Raw genomic sequence first — 16,387 nt, 5'->3', positions numbered from 1 at the left:
CGGTTCCGTGTGGCCCGCCGGCACCACCGCGCCGGGCAGCGGGCGTTGTCAGTGGTCGCACCTAGCCTCGGACCATGAGCATGATCGGAGAGTACGCACGTGTCACCCCTGCCGAACTCGACCGCGCCCTCGGCGATCCAGAGTGGGCGCTGACGCTGGTCGACGCGCGGCGGGAGGCGGAGGCCGACGAGTGCCCGCCGCCCGCGCTCGCGCGCTGCCTGGACGTCGACAAGGCCTGGGACGCCCTGGGATTCCTGCTGCGCCGGGCGGCCTTCCCGGTGGACATCGTCCACGGCGAGGAGCCCGTCCCGGGCGCCGACGACTGGGGCTACGGTCCGCCCCGCCATCTCACCCCCGAACAGGTGCAGAAGGCCGCCGCGGCGCTGGCGGAGATATCCGGTGACGACCTGACGGCCGGTGTCGGCCCGGCGGACCTCGCCGCGGCGGAGGTGTACCCGTCGATCGTCTGGGAGCGGGGCGAGCCGCTGGACTATGTGCGCGATTACTACGAGCTGTTGCGGCCGTTCCTGTGCGCGGCGGCGGAGCAGGGGGACGGTGTGCTCATGTGGCTCGGATAGCGGGCGCCGCCCGGGTACCCCAGAGGGCGGCGCACGCCGCGCCGCGTCCTCCCTCACGCCCCGTCATGACTGCTACCTTCGCGGCATGTTGCAGCGCATGTCCGGAGTTTTCATCGGCGCATTCTTCGGAACGGTCCTCGTGGTCGCCCATGCGCACGCCCCGCTGAACCCGGTGCTCGGCAACGCCCTGCGGGTGCTGGCAGTGCTCATCTTCGCCGGACTGCTGACACTCGCCCGGCGGGCCGGGCGCCGCGGTCGGCCCGCGGCCGACGGCCCCGAGGCGCCCGGGGCGGACTGGTTGCAGGGGAAGTTCGCGTTCGTCGTGGGGGCCGAGGTGGCGCTGCTGATCGGCGGGAATGTCGCGCTGCGGGAGGGCGGCGCCCCCCAGGAGACCTCGGTGGCCTGGATCGCGCTGATCGTCGGTCTGCACGTCCTCGCGCTGGCGGCGCTCCGGAAGCGGCGCGGCCTCGCCGTCCCCGGTGCCGCCCTGACCGCGCTCGGGGTGACCGGGCTGGGCATGGCGGCGACCTCCGCCGTGGTGTGGGTGCCGTTCGTCAGTGGTGTGCTGTCGGGCACGGCCCTGCTGGGCGGCTGCGCCTACGCCATCACCCACACGTACCGGTCCGCGGCCCGGCCGCAGGACCACGACCGCGAAAAGCAGGACCGCGAGAGGCTCGGGACGTCCGTACGGCCGTAATGCCGCGGCCCCGCCCTCTCAGCACGTCCGCACAGGCAGCCCCGGCCACCCTCAAGACGTCCGTGCGCCCTCCAGCACCGGGCGGCGCAGGTCGGCGAGGAGCGGCACCGGGCGGGTGCGGTGGGTGCGCCAGCGGCGCAGCAGCGGCCAGGCGGCCACGCCCAGGGTGAGCGAGAGCAGATGGCCCCAGTCGGTCATCGGGTCCGCGTAGGCGAGCAGGTCGGTCACGGCCAGATAGCCGACGCCGGCCAGCAGCGGCCAGCGCAACCAGGCCGGCAGCAGGCCCGCCAGGGCTCCGATGCAGGTCATCACGCCGAAGCTGATGCCGTAGTCGAGACGGTGCAAGGACGTCTCGGGCAGCCGGCCGGCGGCGACGGAGAAGGCGACGGGCAGTTCGGTGGCGAGGGTGGCCAGCGCATGGCCGCCGAAGAAGACGGCGGCGGTGCGCAGTCCGCCCAGCCGCCGCTCCAGCGCCGTCAGGACGAAGAGGAAACCGATGGCATAGGCGGAGGTCATCCCGCCGGCGATCCACAGGGCGCTGGCGACCAGCACCATCAGCGGGGACTGCGCGAGATGGGCGACGTCCGTGCTGGAGCCGCGCAGCAGCTCGGACACCAGCCCCGGGTCGCCGTACTCCGCGAGCAGCGAGGTGGCCACGAGCAGCAGGGCGTACCCGAAGGTGAAGGGGGTGCCGGCCGGGGTGGGCAGCAACCGCCAGGGCAGAAACCGCCAGGAGCGCACGCGCCCGCCGCGCCGGCCGCCCGCCGGCGTCCCGTCCTGACCGGTCGTGGCCTCCTGGTCCGGCATCTCCTGGGCCGCGGGCGCCCGGCCGCCGCGCTGCCGGGGTATCCCCGGCAGCAGACCCGGCTGCGCGTCCGGGCCGGCGCCCGGAGCCGGCCGGCGTCCCGGTGCGCCGGACGGCGCGCGTCCGGTCCGCATTCTGTCGGCGGTTCCCAGCCAGCTCACGGTCCGAGGCCCCTTCCGTTCATGGCGCTTCCGGTGAGCCACGCCCGTGTCCCTCGGTCGTGATCGCTCTGTCCTGATCAACGTTCCGGACCAGCCTGCATGCTCAACCCATGAAGAACCTGTGTGAGTGATATCCCTCACATGAGGCAACCGTCACCCATGTCGCCACGTCCGCCCGGATGGCGGCGGACTTCCTCCCGGAGCGTTGGACCGGTGCGCCCCGTATTGGCCACCATGGCGCCATGGCTCCCGTTACTCCCGCGCAGACCCCGGCCGGCCACCCTGAGGCCCCGTTCACGCTCGACCGCCGCGAGGGCCCCTACGGAGAGGTGGTGCTGCGCCAACGGGGCGCGACCCCCGCGACCCCCGCGACCCCGGGAACGGGCGGCACTCCCCCCTCCGGTGCAGCCGTGATCTACGAGATCATCGCCAACGGCTGCTTCCTGATGGACACCTCCGACGGCCGCTCCGAACGCCTGCTGATCGACGCCGCGCTGGCCGCCCTGCCGGCCGACCGCCCCCGCCCCTCCGTACTGATCGGCGGCCTCGGCGTCGGCTTCTCCCTGGCGCACGCGGCGCGGCAGCCGCGCTGGGGCCGGATCGTCGTGGTCGAGCGCGAGGAAGCGGTCATCGACTGGCACCGCACGGGCCCGCTGTCGGCCGTCTCGGCGGACGCGCTGGCCGATCCGCGCAGCGAGATCCTGCACACCGACCTGGTCGCCCATCTGCGCACGGAAGCGGGCCAAGACACCTACGACGCCCTGTGTTTGGACATCGACAACGGTCCCGACTGGACCGTCACCGAGGACAACAACAGCCTCTACTCACCCGCCGGGCTCGCCGCCTGCCGCGACCGCCTGACGGCCGGCGGCGTGCTCGCCGTCTGGTCCGCGCAACCCTCGCCGGCCTTCGAGGAAGCCCTGCGAAATGCCGGATTCAGCGGGGTACATACGGAAGAGATCCCGGTTGTCCGAGGCGTCCCCGACGTGGTCCATCTTGCGCGCAAGGGCGCGTAGCCGACAGTCACACCATGGCCGTACGCTGCTGCCCAGCAAGACGCGACCACGCAGGGGCAATGCAGGGGCGGGCCGATGGACCAGACTCAGACAACGCAGGGCGGCGCCACCGCCGCCACGCCCGGTGCCCAGCGCCGGGTACTGGTCGTGGAGGACGACCCGACGATCGTCGAGGCCATCGCGGCCCGGCTGCGCGCCGAGGGCTTCCAGGTGCAGACGGCCACCGACGGCCCGGCCGCGGTGGAGACCGCCGAGGCCTGGCAGCCCGATCTGCTGGTCCTCGACGTGATGCTGCCGGGCTTCGACGGCCTGGAGGTGTGCCGCCGGGTCCAGGCCCAGCGCCCGGTGCCGGTGATGATGCTCACGGCCCGGGACGACGAGACCGACATGCTGGTCGGCCTGGGCGTGGGCGCCGACGACTACATGACCAAGCCGTTCTCGATGCGGGAGCTGGCCGCCCGGGTGCACGTCCTGCTGCGCCGGGTCGAGCGCGCCGCACTGGCCGCGCACACCCCGCGCAGCGGCATCCTGCGGCTGGGCGAGCTGGAGATCGACCACGCCCAGCGCCGGGTGCGGGTGCGCGGCGCGGACGTCCATCTGACGCCCACCGAGTTCGACCTGCTGGTCTGCCTGGCGAACACCCCGCGCGCGGTGCTCTCCCGTGAGCAGCTGCTGGCCGAGGTGTGGGACTGGGCGGACGCCTCCGGCACCCGTACGGTCGACAGCCACATCAAGGCGCTGCGCCGCAAGATCGGCGCCGAGCGGATCCGTACGGTCCACGGCGTCGGCTACGCCCTGGAGACCCCGGCCGCATGACGCGGTGGTGGCGAACGCCCCTGAGCCGGCTGTGGCAGCGGATCTGGGAGGGGCTGCGCCCGCTGGACCCGTACCGCTCCGTCAAGGCGGCGCTCGGGGCACTGGTCAGCGTCTCGGTGATCATCACCACACTGCTGGTGTTCGTCGCGATGCACTCCGCGACCGAGATCCGGGTGATCACGATCTTCTCGGTGATCGCCTCGCTGCTGATCACCCAGTTCGTGGCCAACAGCCTGACCGCGCCGCTCGACGAGATGACGGATGTCACCCGCTCGATGGCACACGGCAACTACAGCCGCCGGGTCCGCTCCGAGCGCCGCGACGAGTTCGGCGCCCTGGCCGACGCCTTCAACCGGATGGCGGCCGACCTGGAGGCGGTGGACACCCACCGCAAGGAACTGGTGGCCAATGTCTCGCACGAGCTGCGCACCCCCATCGCCGCGCTGCGCGCCGTCCTGGAGAACGTCGTCGACGGGGTCTGCGAGCCGGACCCGGAGACGATGCGTACGGCGCTGAAGCAGACCGAGCGGCTGGGCCGCCTGGTCGAGCACCTCCTCGACCTGTCCCGGCTGGACAACGGCGTGGTGCCGCTGCACGCCCGGCGCTTCGAGGTCTGGCCGTATCTGTCCGGGGTGCTCAAGGAGGCCAATATGAGCCGCGGCGCCTCCACGCTCTCCGGGCTGGCCGGCTCCGGCACCCACACCCGTACGGACGTCCATCTCCACCTCGATGTCTCGCCGCCGGAGCTGACCGCGCACGCGGACGCCGAGCGGCTGCACCAGGTCGTCGCCAACCTCATCGACAACGCGATCAAGCACAGCCCCCGGCACGGCCGGGTCACGGTGCACGCCCGCCGCGGCGAGGGCCCGCAGAGCCTGGAGCTGGAGGTGCAGGACGAGGGTCCCGGCATCCCCGAGTCGGAGCGCTACCGGGTCTTCGAGCGCTTCAACCGCGGCGGTCCGGCCCCCTCGGGCCCCGGCTCCGACGGCGGTACGGGCCTGGGCCTGGCCATCGCGCGCTGGGCGGTGGACCTGCACGGCGGACGCATCGGCGTGGCGGAATCACCCCGCGGTTGCCGGATCCGGGTCACTCTTCCGGGGCTGGAGTCAGCTCGAAGCTGACGCCCGCTGACGTAGGGTCGGTGGTGGAAGCACTCGTCCGCGGGTGTCGCGGCGATGCCGCCTACCCGGACACAGGCAAACTCCGTGTGTTTCCCGCCAAGTCCTGCCCCGAAACCCCTCCGGGAATGTGACGTACGCGACGAGTACCCCTCCCGGCCTGCATCAGGGGTCACAACAGGCGTAGCCTTTATTCCCGCTGTCCACCACCTTAGGAAGCGGAAGAGGGCGGTTGCCGCCGTGTCGCTACAGTCCCCCAACAGCTCGAGCATCTCGACCGACCACGAGGGGCAGGGAAAGAACCCTGCCGCCGCGTTCGGTCCCAATGAGTGGCTCGTCGACGAGATCTACCAGCAGTACCTCCAGGACCCGAACTCGGTAGACCGAGCCTGGTGGGACTTCTTCGCCGACTACAAGCCGGGCGCCACCACGGCGCCGGGCCAGCCGGCGGAGGGCGCTGCCCCCGACGCGGCCGCCCCGGCGCAGTCGACCCCGGCAGCGCCGCCCGCCGCCGCGCCGAAGCCGTCCGCCGCCGCCGACGCCGCGCCGGCCCCGGCCGCCCCGGCGAAGCCCGCCGCGAGCGCTCCGGCGCCCGCTCAGGCGGCCCCGGCCAAGAGCGCCCCGGCCAGGCCCGCCGCGAAGCCGGCGGCCGAGCCGGCCGCCGAGGCCACGGGCGGTCCCGAGTTCGTCACGCTGCGCGGCCCGTCGGCCGCCGTTGCGAAGAACATGAACGCCTCCCTGGAGCTGCCGACGGCCACGTCCGTCCGCGCGATCCCGGTGAAGCTGCTCTTCGACAACCGCATCGTGATCAACAACCACCTCAAGCGCGCCCGGGGTGGGAAGGTCTCCTTCACCCACCTCATCGGGTACGCGATGGTGCAGGCCCTCAAGGCCATGCCGTCGATGAACTACTCCTTCGCGCTGAAGGACGGCAAGCCGACGCTGGTCAAGCCCGAGCACGTCAACCTCGGTCTGGCCATCGACCTGGTGAAGCCGAACGGTGAGCGCCAGCTCGTCGTCGCCGCCATCAAGAAGGCCGAGACGCTGACCTTCTTCGAGTTCTGGCAGGCCTACGAGGACATCGTCCGCCGGGCCCGCGACAACAAGCTGACGATGGACGACTTCACCGGGGTCACCGCGTCGCTGACGAACCCGGGCGGCATCGGCACGGTCCACTCCGTGCCGCGGCTGATGCCCGGCCAGTCCATGATCATGGGCGTCGGCTCGATGGACTACCCCGCGGAGTTCCAGGGCACCTCCCAGGACGCCCTGAACAAGCTCGGTGTCTCCAAGGTCATGACGCTGACCAGCACCTACGACCACCGCGTGATCCAGGGCGCCGCCTCCGGCGAGTTCCTGCGGATCATGAACCAGCTGCTGCTCGGCGAGAACGAGTTCTTCGACGACATCTTCAAGTCGCTGCGGATCCCCTACGAGCCGGTCCGCTGGCTCAAGGACATCGACGCCTCGCACGACGACGACGTCACCAAGGCCGCCCGGGTCTTCGAGCTGATCCACTCCTACCGGGTCCGCGGCCACGTCATGGCCGACACCGACCCGCTGGAGTACCACCAGCGCAAGCACCCCGACCTCGACATCACCGAGCACGGCCTCACCCTGTGGGACCTGGAGCGCGAGTTCGCGGTCGGCGGATTCTCCGGCAAGTCCATGATGAAGCTGCGCGACATCCTGGGCGTGCTGCGCGACTCGTACTGCCGCACCACCGGCATCGAGTTCATGCACATCCAGGACCCCAAGCAGCGCCAGTGGATCCAGGACCGGGTCGAGCGCTCGCACAAGTCGCCCGAGCGCGAGGAGCAGCTGCGCATCCTGCGCCGGCTGAACTCCGCCGAGGCGTTCGAGACGTTCCTGCAGACCAAGTACGTCGGCCAGAAGCGCTTCTCGCTGGAGGGCGGTGAGTCCGTCATCCCGCTGCTGGACGCGGTCATCGACTCCGCGGCCGAGTCGCGCCTGGACGAGTGCGTCATCGGAATGGCCCACCGCGGCCGCCTCAACGTGCTCGCCAACATCGTCGGCAAGTCCTACGCGCAGATCTTCCGGGAGTTCGAGGGCAACCTCGACCCGAAGTCGATGCACGGCTCCGGCGACGTGAAGTACCACCTGGGCGCCGAGGGCACCTTCACCGGCCTGGACGGCGAGCAGATCAAGGTCTCGCTGACCGCCAACCCCTCCCACCTGGAGGCCGTCGACCCGGTCGTCGAAGGTGTGGCGCGCGCCAAGCAGGACATCATCAACAAGGGCGGCACGGACTTCACCGTCCTGCCGATCCAGCTGCACGGTGACGCGGCGTTCGCCGGCCAGGGTGTGGTCGCCGAGACGCTGAACATGTCCCAGCTGCGCGGTTACCGCACCGGCGGCACGGTGCACATCGTCATCAACAACCAGGTCGGCTTCACCGCCGCCCCGGAGTCGGCCCGCTCCTCCATGTACGCCACCGACGTGGCCCGCATGATCGAGGCGCCGATCTTCCACGTCAACGGTGACGACCCCGAGGCCGTCGTCCGCGTGGCCCGTCTGGCCTTCGAGTTCCGCCAGGCGTTCAACAAGGACGTGGTCATCGACCTGATCTGCTACCGCCGCCGCGGCCACAACGAGTCCGACAACCCGGGCTTCACCCAGCCGCTGATGTACGACCTGATCGACAAGAAGCGCTCGGTGCGCAAGCTCTACACCGAGTCCCTCATCGGTCGCGGCGACATCACGCTGGAGGAGGCCGAGCAGGCGCTGCAGGACTTCCAGGGCCAGCTGGAGAAGGTCTTCACCGAGGTCCGCGACGCCACGACGACGCCGGCCGCCCCCGAGGTGCCGCAGCCGAAGGCGGAGTTCCCGGTGTACGTCGACACCGCGATCTCCCAGGAGGTCGTCAAGCGGATCGCCGAGTCCCAGGTCAACATCCCCGAGCGGGTCACCGTCCACCCGCGTCTGCTGCCCCAGCTGCAGCGCCGCGCCGCCCAGGTCGAGGACAACACCATCGACTGGGGCATGGGCGAGACCCTCGCCATCGGCTCGCTGCTGATGGAGGGCACCCCGGTCCGGCTCGCCGGCCAGGACTCCCGCCGCGGCACCTTCGGCCAGCGCCACGCGGTGCTGGTGGACCGGGAGACCGGCGAGGACTACACCCCGCTGCTCTACCTCTCCGAGGACCAGGCCCGCTTCAACGTCTACGACTCGCTGCTGAGCGAGTACGCGGCGATGGGCTTCGAGTACGGCTACTCCCTGGCCCGCCCGGAGGCGCTGGTCATGTGGGAGGCGCAGTTCGGTGACTTCGTCAACGGCGCCCAGACGGTCGTCGACGAGTTCATCTCCTCGGCGGAGCAGAAGTGGGGCCAGACCTCCGGTGTGACCCTGCTGCTCCCGCACGGCTACGAGGGCCAGGGCCCGGACCACTCCTCGGCCCGGATCGAGCGCTTCCTCCAGCTGTGCGCGCAGAACAACATGACGGTCGCCGCGCCGACCCTGCCGTCGAACTACTTCCACCTGCTGCGCTGGCAGGTCCACAACCCGCACCACAAGCCGCTGGTCGTCTTCACCCCGAAGTCGATGCTGCGTCTGAAGGCCGCGGCGTCGAGGACGGAAGAGTTCATGACGGGCGGCTTCCGCCCCGTCATCGGTGACTCCACGGTCAAGCCCGAGGACGTCCGCAAGGTCATCTTCTGCTCCGGCAAGGTCTACTACGACCTGGAGGCCGAGCGGGAGAAGCGCGGCGCGACCGACACGGCGATCGTCCGTATCGAGCGGCTCTACCCGCTTCCCGGCAAGGAGCTCCAGGCGGAGATCGCCAAGTTCCCGAACGCCGAGAAGTACCTGTGGACCCAGGAGGAGCCGGCGAACCAGGGTGCGTGGCCGTTCCTCGGCCTCAACCTGATCGACCACCTCGACCTGGCCGTCGGCGCCGATGTGCCGCACGGCGAGCGGCTGCGCCGGATCTCCCGGCCGCACTCCTCGTCGCCGGCCGTCGGCTCCGCCAAGCGCCACCAGGCGGAGCAGGCGCAGCTGGTCGCGGAGGCCTTCGACGCCTGAGGCGCCGGGTCGCCGGGGTGACCGGTGCAGGACAGCGGAAGGGCCCGTCCCCCTGGGGCGGGCCCTTCCGCGTGCGCGGAGACCGACGGGACGGGCCGGCGGTGGTCACCGCTCCCTACACCTGGTGCAGCCACGACCGGAAGAACAGCACCAGGCCGACCGCCACCAGCGCCGACAGCGGCAGCGGCCACCAGCGGCGCCGCCGCCCGGACAACGTCTGCTCATTGGCCCGGTCGACGGCGACCATGCCGCGCAGCACTCCCAGCGCCGCCACCGCGACGGGCACGGCGACCGCGGCGTGGACCACCCAGGCACCCACCAGCGTGGGCCCGCCCCAGGAGTGCTGGTAGTCGTGCGCGTCGACCAGGGGATACAGCAGCCCGTTGAACAGTCCCTGGGCCGCCAACAACGCCACCGCCCATCCGAACAGCCCCAGCACGATCCCGCATGCCCCCTGTGCCGCATACGCCCCCCGGGGCTGCTTGACGCCCACCGCCAGCCTCCGGACCGAGGCCGGCAGCAGGCGCAGGCCCTTCCCTGCCGCCGCCCATGCGGAGGCGCCCACGAGACTGCCCGCCACGGAGGCCGGAGTGCTGCGGCGCGCCCCCTGGCGCTGTGTGGTGTCCATGCCGCCATCCAACCAACTCGCCCGCGGCGACCGCATCGTGTCAACGACCGGGGCCCTGCCCCCGGCACTCAGACGGGCTGCGGTTCGAAGTCCCAGTACGGGCGGCGGCGGCGCCGGGCGGACAGGGTGTGCGGGTGCTCGGCGCCCAGCGTCTCGGCGAGCTGCCCGATGGCCTCCTGTTCCAGCTTGGCCGCCTCCTGGCCGCGGCGCAGCGCCCGCAGGTCCTCGGCCAGCGCTGTCTTCGCGGACAGCGTCAGCGGATGGCTCTCCCCCAACGTGTCCTTCGCGCGCCGCAGGGTGGCCCGGCCCAGCTCCACCGCGCCCTCCTCGTCGTCCACCCGGCTGCGGGCGGCACCGGCGTTCAGCGCACAGCCCAGCGTCCAGGGGTGGTCGGGGCCCATCGCCTCGGTCATCCCGCGGAGGGCGGCCTCCGCGAGGTCCAGTGCCTCCGCCTGGTCCCCGAACTCGCCGCGGACCAGCCCGACATTGCCCAAGGTGCCGACGGTGTAGGGGTGACGCTCGCCGGCCAGCGCGCGATACCGCTCGGCGACCTCCTCGGCGAGGTCCCGGGCGTGCCCCAGATCGCCGTGCTCGCGCAGGAAGGTGGCGTGGTCCGCACGCACCATCAGCGTCTCGGGGTGGCGCGGCCCCTGCACCCGGCGGGAGCGCTCGACGAGGTCGGCCAGCAGGGCGGCGGCCCGGGTGACCTCGCCGGAGCGGCGCAGGCACAGCGCGAGGTTGTGCTCGGCGCGCAGCGTCTGCGGGGTGTGCGCGCCCATCACCTGCAGATGCAGCCGGGCGTTGAGCTCCTGGGCGGAAGCGGCGTCGCGGTAGCGGCCGAGCAGCCGCAGGGTGCGGGCGTACGCGGTGCCCGCGTTGAGCGTCAGATGGTGCCGGGTGCGCAGTTCGCGCTCCCGGAAGTCCAGCACCTCGCGGTGCGTGACCAGGGCCTCTTCGTACCGGCCGAGCAGCGTGAGGACATTGCCGAGGTTGTGCCGCGAGGAGAGGGTGCGGGGCGCCTCCGGGCCCAGGAGTTCGGTGTAGGCGCGCCAGACGGCGTCGAAGAGCTCGTACGCCTGCGCGTAGGAGCCGAGCGCCATCAGTGTCCCGGCCAGACCGTCCTGGGCCCGCAGCAGATCGGCGTCGGAGGGCCCGCGCTCGGTGGCGAGCTGGTCGACGACGGCGCTGCCGACGGCCTCGGCCTCACGGTAGCGGCCGAGCCGGCGCAGCATGTTGGCGTGCTGGTGGGTGAGGACGAGCATGGTGCGCTGGGTGGCGGCGAGCCGGGTGCGCCAGCGGGACATGAACTGTTCGCACAGCCGCAGGCCCATCCGGTATTCGCCGCGGACCCGCAGATATTCGACGCAGTTGAGCAGCAGCTGCTGGACGGCCGGTTCGGGGCTGTCGAGGACGCCGGCCGGTTCCAGATGCGGGATCAGCTCGGCGTAGCGCTCCCAGTAGCGGGTGTCGGAGGGGTTCTGCGGATCGGCGGTGACCAGCACCCGGCAGGCCGTCGCCGACATCTGGTCGCGCTCGTCCTCGGACATGTCGCTGCGCAGGAACCGGTGGTAGAGCCGGTGCATCAGCGCGGTCTCCACGGCCGGGTCGGCGTCCTCGGAGACCTGGTAGTCGAGGCGTACGGCGGTGGACTCGGTCAGCCGGCGCAGCGCGGTGTTCCAGCTGATCGGCTCGGCGGCCAGGTCGGCGAGGTGTTCGGGCAGGTCGCCGCGGCGAGCCTGGGCGAGCATCGGGACGGGGATGGTGTCCGGGGCGAAGAACGCGAAGAGCTTGAGGAGTTCGACCGCCGCGGGGCTGCGCTCGCGCAGCGTGTTGAGGGTTATGGCCCAGCTGGTCTGGAAGGCCATGGGGTAGTCGGAGGAGATCCGGATGCCGACGAGGCTGGGCTCACCGCGCCGGATCAGCTCGATGTACTCCTTGGGGGACATCGGGTTCGCGTCGAGCCAGGCCGCGGTCTGGGCGAGCAGCAGCGGCAGGTCCTGGACGGCGTCGGAGAGCAGATCGGCTTCCATCGGGGTCAGCCGCGGCGCGCGCCGCCGGGCGTAGGCGACGCTCTCGACGCGGTCGAAGGGCGGCACCTCGATCTCCTGGGCGCTGCCGGAGCCCGACCAGTCGCGGGTGAGGGTGGTGATCAGGACGTGCCCCCGGCCGTCGGGGACCAGGTCCTCGATCTGCTCCATGTCGTCGGCGCTGTCGAAGATCAGCAGCCAGCGGCGGTAGGGGCGGCCGACGCGGAGCGCTTCGTGGACGGCGCGGATGCGGTCGCCCAGCTCCCGGCCGACGGGGAGCCCGAGCCGGGTGGCGAGTTCGGCGAGCTGCTCGCGGGCGGCGCCGCGGTTGGTGGCGCTGATCCACCACACCACGTCGTAGTCGTTGCCGAAGCGGTGGGCGTACTCGGCGGCGATCTGGCTCTTGCCGACGCCGGAGGTGCCGTAGAGCGCGAGCCGGGTCTCCAGCGGCGGGCCCGAGCCGGTCTGGGAACCGGCCAGCTTGCCGTGCAGTTCTTCGAGCACGCCGTCGCGGCCGGTGAAGCGGTTGTTGCGGCGTGGGATGTTCCACACCTCGGGCGGGTCGTTCGGGAAGCGGGGCGCGCCGGGCCCGTCCTCGTCCACGGGTCGGTGCGGCGCCGCGATGCCCAGCCGCGTCAGCACCCGGCGGTTGGCCTCGCGCGCGTCAAGGTCGCGCAGGTCGGCGGGGCGCAACAGGGACGCCGTGGCGGGCAGGCTCTGGGTGGCCACGCTCACCGCGGCGAACCGGTCGGCGTGCGGGGGCACCACTTCCCGCAGCGCGGCCGTCCACTCGTCCGGAGTCTTGGGGCCCAGCCGGAAGTACCAGTCGTCCAGCACGATCAGCAGCCGGCCCTCGGCCTCCAGCAGGCCGGTCAGCTCCTGTGCCAGCGCGGTGTCCGCCTGCGGGTCCCAGCGCAGCATGGTGGTGCCGTGGCCCTGCTGCTCCAGCTGGTGGGAGATCCACGCGGCCCAGGGGCGGGTGAAGCCGGCATAGCTGATGGTGATGTGTGCGCTGGAGCGGGCGGGATCGGAAGAACCAGAAGAACCAGAAGAAGTGGCCTGACCGACCATGCGACCGTCTCCCTGGGATGCGATGGTGCGCGCGTGCGCAGGCTGTTTCCTCAGGCACGCCCTGGCTTTTTGGCACGATAGCCCAAGTGTCCCTCCTGGTGGCGACAGTGCGTCAGGTCGTGTGAGGGTGCCGCCAGTTGGGCGTGACCTCGGCCTTGAGACGGGCCGCGATGTGCCGGATCAGGCGTTCCAGGTCGGCGCAGTAGACGGAGGGGTTGCCGAACCCGGTGCCGTCGGCGCGGTAGCGGTGGGCGTAGTTGCCGCCGCCGCACACCTCCACCAGGGCGCAGCCGCGGCACCGGTCGCCCAGGCCGTCCCGGCCGGTGCGGCGGGCGGCCATGCCGGGGTGTGCCAGGGCCTGGTCGAAGGTGTGCCGGAAGACGTCGAGGCCGGTGGCCGCGGCGCCCTCGTAGGCGGATTTGAGCGAGTCCACCTGTTCGATGGCGCCGTCGGTGTCCACGATCACGGCGACGACCGGCGAGAGGCCGACCGCCTCGCTGGAGCTGGGGCGGCCCAGGAGCAGGCCGAGGATCTCGGTGAAGACCCGTACCCGGGGTCCGGGGCCGCCGTCCCACCACAGGTCGAAGACGGTGCACAGCCAGTCGCCGTACGGGGTGCGGCCGGCCGGGCCCGAGGCCCTGCCGGGGGTGGCGGGCGGCGGGCTGGACCAGTTGGCGTGCGGGAGGAGGAAGTCGAGCATCGGGGGGCCCAGTGCGCGCAGCGAGCCGTAGACCTCGGCGGGGTCGGCGGTGATGTCGATGGTGCACAGGATCCCGGCGAAGACCTCGGGCCGGTCGTGGAGCAGGGCCGCGGCGCGGGAGACCGCGGGCCAGGAGGGCCGTCCGGCGTGGTCGACCCGGCGGCGGTTGAGGCCGGGGGTGCCGCCGTCGACGCTGAGGCCGAGGCGGAACCCGGTGGCGCCGAGGGTGTCGATGATGTCCGCGGTCAGCAGCGTCCCGTTGGTCTGGACGCCGAAGTCGGCGGTGCAGCCGGCGGGCAGCGCGGCGCGGACGGCGGCGGCCTGGTCCAGGAGCGGGCCGGGGCCGGTGAGCAGCGGCTCCCCGCCGTGCAGATCGATCCGCACCGCGCGCAGCCGGTGGGTGCGGGCGTGTTCGGCGATGCGCCGGGCGGTCTGCCGGACGGTCGCCGCCGGGACGGTCCGCGGGCGGGTGCGCCAGCTGCGGTCGGGGCCGGCGTAGATGTAGCAGTAGGTGCAGGCGAGGTTGCAGCGGCTGTGGACCTTCAGGACGAACTGCCGGAAGGGCACCACGGCGGTCGGGCCGGTCGTCTCCCCCGCCACGGCGTCGCCCCCTGCCCTCGTCCCCTCGTCGGCGGTCGGGCCGGTCAACTCCCGCCCGTCGTCTCATACATGGCTCTGCCGCCGATCGAAGAACCGAGTGCCCCCGGCAACTGGCCGGTTCCCTTGCACGTTTGCCCAAAAACAACCGTCCCTGACCGTCAATGCCAGGCTTTTTCCGGGCCGTCCTCGTAGTACGCCACGGCGTCCTCCGCCGACGGCCAGTTGCGCAGCAGCAGCGCCGCCACCTCGCCCAGTACCGGATGCTCCGTCCGCGCCGCGAGAACGCCCACGTCAACCCCGGCGAAGTCCGGCAGCCGCTCGGCCGACGGCCCCGGTGGGTCCGTCACCGCCGGTTCGGTGCGGGGGGTAGTCGCCACGCTGCTCTCCTCTGGGCCGGCTGGACGGGTGTGTTCCCGGACTCCCGTCCGCAGAAACACGTGCGCTGAGGGACGGTCGGGCCGCCGGACGGGCCGCCGGGTGCGGTCAGGCGGCGGATTCGAGGGCACGCATACGGGCGCGGGTGCGCTGGGCCTCCTGGCCGGTGTCCTCGCCGGCGCGCTGCCACTGCTCCCAGCTCTCGCGGTAGGCGTGCAGCGCGGAACGGGACCCCGCGGTGACCTCCAGGACCTCGCCGCGGCGGTGGTGGGCGCGGGCGGCCAGCAGGGCGCTGCCGGCGCGCCGGGCGGCCGCGGCGGCGCGGCGGTAGCAGGCGGCGGCGCGGTCATGGCGATCCCGGGAGTCGAAGCGGCGGTCCAGCAGCAGCTGGACGTCGCCCACTTCGAGCCAGGCCTCGGCCGACACCGCGGCGGGGACGTCGGCGCCCCGGGCGGCCAGCTCCAGGATCCAGTCGGCCTCGTGCAGATCGGCGAGCGAGGGCTGACGTTCGTAGCGCAGCCGCAGGGCGCGGCCGAACAGCAGCCGGTGGTTGCCGAGGTCCGCGTCCTGCGGCGCGACCCGGCCCAGCGCCTCGCGCAGCACATGCACCGCCTCGTTGGCCAGCCGCTTGCCGGGCCCGTCGGCCGGCTCCTGCCGGGCGCGCAGCAGCAGCGCCGCACCGCGCTCGGCGAGCAGCGCACTGTGCTCGGGCGAATCGGGGGTGGTCAGCCGGAGCGCGGCGGCCAGCGCGGCGATGGCGGCGTCCAGGGCGGGCAGCGCGCCGGTGCGGGTGTGCACCGCGCGCTGGGCGGCGGCGGTACGGCGCAGGCTGTCCGCCTCCAGGGCCCGGTCGTCGAGGGCACGGGCCATCGCCCGGGCGCGTTCGAGGATCGGCAGGACGGACGGCAGCCCCGCGCCGCCGTTCAGCTGGCGGGCCGCCGCCAGGTCGAGCAGCGTCCGGCACACCAGCCGGTCGGCGGCGCTGCCGCGGCGGCGCAGCAGCACGACGGCGGTGTCGAGGTCGTCGGCGGCGCGTACGGCGAGTGCCTCGGCGGCGCGGGGGTCCGCGGGGTGGCCGCCGGCGGCCCGGCGGGCCTGGTCGAGCAGCACCCCGCCGCGGGCGGCGTAGACCTCGCCGGGCACCTCCTCGCCGCTGGGCCACTGGTCGAGGAGGGTGGTCAGGGAGCACTCGGCCTCGTCGAGCGGGTCGGGGTCCGGCACGGCCACCGGGGCACCGGCCGCGGCGGCGGCTGGCTCGGGAGCCGGTGCGGGCAGCGCGGCCAGCCGGCGCAGCACCTCGGTGCGCAGCACCATGCTCTCCAGGACGCGGGGGTCGAGCAGGCTCATCAGCCCGCAGGCGGCGTGCAGCCGGCGGGCGACGTCGGCCAGCGCGTCGCGCTCCTCGTCCGGGGTGCCCTCGGCCCGGCGCTCCTGGGCGCGGGCATGGCCGACCTGGCCCAGCACGATCAGCGCCCGGGTGCGCTCGGCCTCCCGGCCGGCGGCGGCGCCCTCCTGGTCGCCGGCGGCCGGCTCGGCCGCCGTGGCCCGTTCCGCGGCGCGCACCGCCCGCTCCGCCTCCTCCAGGGCGTCCGGCTGGCCCCAGGTCGCCCAGGCGTGCAGCAGGGCGCGCGCGAGGTCCGTACCGGCCTCCGGCAGGCGGACGGCGGCGACGCGCAGCAGCCGGACGGCCTCGATCAGGTCCCGGACGGTCCGTTCCTGTTCGTAGCGCTCCAGGAGGGCGGCGCCCTCCGCAG

Annotated in this window: 11 protein-coding genes and 1 pseudogene; 6 read left to right on the top strand and 6 right to left on the bottom strand. The window is 72.8% G+C overall.

Features of this window, described 5'->3' with window-relative positions:
* Nucleotides 1-80: 80 nt before the first annotated feature.
* Complete coding sequence (locus EST92_RS15580; RefSeq protein ID WP_129244590.1) at nt 81-578, top strand: YfbM family protein; 498 nt, start codon at nt 81-83, stop codon at nt 576-578.
* Between the two features lie 85 nt (nt 579-663).
* Nucleotides 664-1,275, top strand: a complete 612-nt coding sequence (locus EST92_RS15575; protein ID WP_161981741.1) for a hypothetical protein — start codon at nt 664-666, stop codon at nt 1,273-1,275.
* 51 nt (nt 1,276-1,326) lie between these two features.
* On the opposite strand, the gene EST92_RS15570 is transcribed toward EST92_RS15575, so the two are convergent.
* Nucleotides 1,327-2,241, bottom strand: a complete 915-nt coding sequence (locus EST92_RS15570; protein ID WP_254068830.1) for a rhomboid-like protein — start codon at nt 2,239-2,241, stop codon at nt 1,327-1,329.
* 242 nt (nt 2,242-2,483) lie between these two features.
* Between EST92_RS15570 and EST92_RS15565 the strand changes: the two genes are divergently transcribed.
* The 4 genes from EST92_RS15565 (at nt 2,484) to EST92_RS15550 (ending at nt 9,232) form a co-directional block, all read left to right on the top strand.
* Nucleotides 2,484-3,257 carry a spermidine synthase gene (locus EST92_RS15565; protein ID WP_129281531.1) on the top strand — a complete coding sequence of 258 codons (774 nt, stop codon included), beginning with the start codon at nt 2,484-2,486 and terminating at the stop codon, nt 3,255-3,257.
* A 75-nt stretch (nt 3,258-3,332) separates the two neighbouring features.
* A complete protein-coding gene (locus EST92_RS15560; RefSeq protein ID WP_006603143.1) occupies nt 3,333-4,073 on the top strand; it encodes a response regulator transcription factor in 741 nt (246 codons plus the stop codon).
* Nucleotides 4,070-5,194 carry an ATP-binding protein gene (locus tag EST92_RS15555; protein WP_129281530.1) on the top strand — a complete coding sequence of 375 codons (1,125 nt, stop codon included), beginning with the start codon at nt 4,070-4,072 and terminating at the stop codon, nt 5,192-5,194. The genes EST92_RS15560 and EST92_RS15555 overlap by 4 nt, the downstream gene beginning before the upstream one ends.
* Before the next feature lie 237 nt (nt 5,195-5,431).
* Nucleotides 5,432-9,232, top strand: a complete 3,801-nt coding sequence (locus tag EST92_RS15550; protein WP_129281529.1) for a multifunctional oxoglutarate decarboxylase/oxoglutarate dehydrogenase thiamine pyrophosphate-binding subunit/dihydrolipoyllysine-residue succinyltransferase subunit — start codon at nt 5,432-5,434, stop codon at nt 9,230-9,232.
* 115 nt (nt 9,233-9,347) lie between these two features.
* On the opposite strand, the gene EST92_RS15545 is transcribed toward EST92_RS15550, so the two are convergent.
* From EST92_RS15545 to EST92_RS31340, 5 genes and pseudogenes are all read right to left on the bottom strand, one after another.
* The gene (locus tag EST92_RS15545; RefSeq protein WP_254068829.1) at nt 9,348-9,860 is read right to left on the bottom strand and encodes a hypothetical protein; all 513 of its coding nucleotides are present in this window, start codon (nt 9,858-9,860) and stop codon (nt 9,348-9,350) included.
* A gap of 68 nt (nt 9,861-9,928) precedes the next feature.
* Nucleotides 9,929-12,958, bottom strand: a complete 3,030-nt coding sequence (fxsT, locus tag EST92_RS15540; protein ID WP_174244026.1) for an FxSxx-COOH system tetratricopeptide repeat protein — start codon at nt 12,956-12,958, stop codon at nt 9,929-9,931.
* 112 nt (nt 12,959-13,070) lie between these two features.
* A complete protein-coding gene (locus EST92_RS15535) occupies nt 13,071-14,258 on the bottom strand; it encodes an FxsB family cyclophane-forming radical SAM/SPASM peptide maturase (RefSeq protein WP_129281544.1) in 1,188 nt (395 codons plus the stop codon).
* A 158-nt stretch (nt 14,259-14,416) separates the two neighbouring features.
* Nucleotides 14,417-14,635, bottom strand: a complete 219-nt coding sequence (locus tag EST92_RS15530; protein WP_129281528.1) for a YxD-tail cyclophane-containing RiPP peptide — start codon at nt 14,633-14,635, stop codon at nt 14,417-14,419.
* Between the two features lie 106 nt (nt 14,636-14,741).
* A pseudogene (locus EST92_RS31340) lies at nt 14,742-16,387 on the bottom strand (hypothetical protein); the annotation flags it as partial.

Origin of the sequence: Streptomyces sp. TM32, assembly GCF_004122755.1 — a bacterium.
GTDB classification, from domain to species: domain Bacteria; phylum Actinomycetota; class Actinomycetes; order Streptomycetales; family Streptomycetaceae; genus Streptomyces; species Streptomyces sioyaensis.
The sequence above is the reverse complement of the archived record's forward strand: the minus strand, read 5'-3'. Positions and strand labels throughout refer to the sequence as shown.

What these genes read in the sequence shown, in the direction of transcription:
- EST92_RS15560 (WP_006603143.1), top strand. Translation starts at nt 3,333, where the DNA reads ATGGACCAGACTCAGACAACGCAGGGCGGCGCCACCGCCGCCACGCCC.
- EST92_RS15575 (WP_161981741.1), top strand. Translation starts at nt 664, where the DNA reads ATGTTGCAGCGCATGTCCGGAGTTTTCATCGGCGCATTCTTCGGAACG.
- EST92_RS15545 (WP_254068829.1), bottom strand. Translation starts at nt 9,860, where the DNA reads ATGGACACCACACAGCGCCAGGGGGCGCGCCGCAGCACTCCGGCCTCC.
- EST92_RS15580 (WP_129244590.1), top strand. Translation starts at nt 81, where the DNA reads ATGATCGGAGAGTACGCACGTGTCACCCCTGCCGAACTCGACCGCGCC.
- EST92_RS15555 (WP_129281530.1), top strand. Translation starts at nt 4,070, where the DNA reads ATGACGCGGTGGTGGCGAACGCCCCTGAGCCGGCTGTGGCAGCGGATC.
- EST92_RS15565 (WP_129281531.1), top strand. Translation starts at nt 2,484, where the DNA reads ATGGCTCCCGTTACTCCCGCGCAGACCCCGGCCGGCCACCCTGAGGCC.
- fxsT (WP_174244026.1), bottom strand. Translation starts at nt 12,958, where the DNA reads ATGGTCGGTCAGGCCACTTCTTCTGGTTCTTCTGGTTCTTCCGATCCC.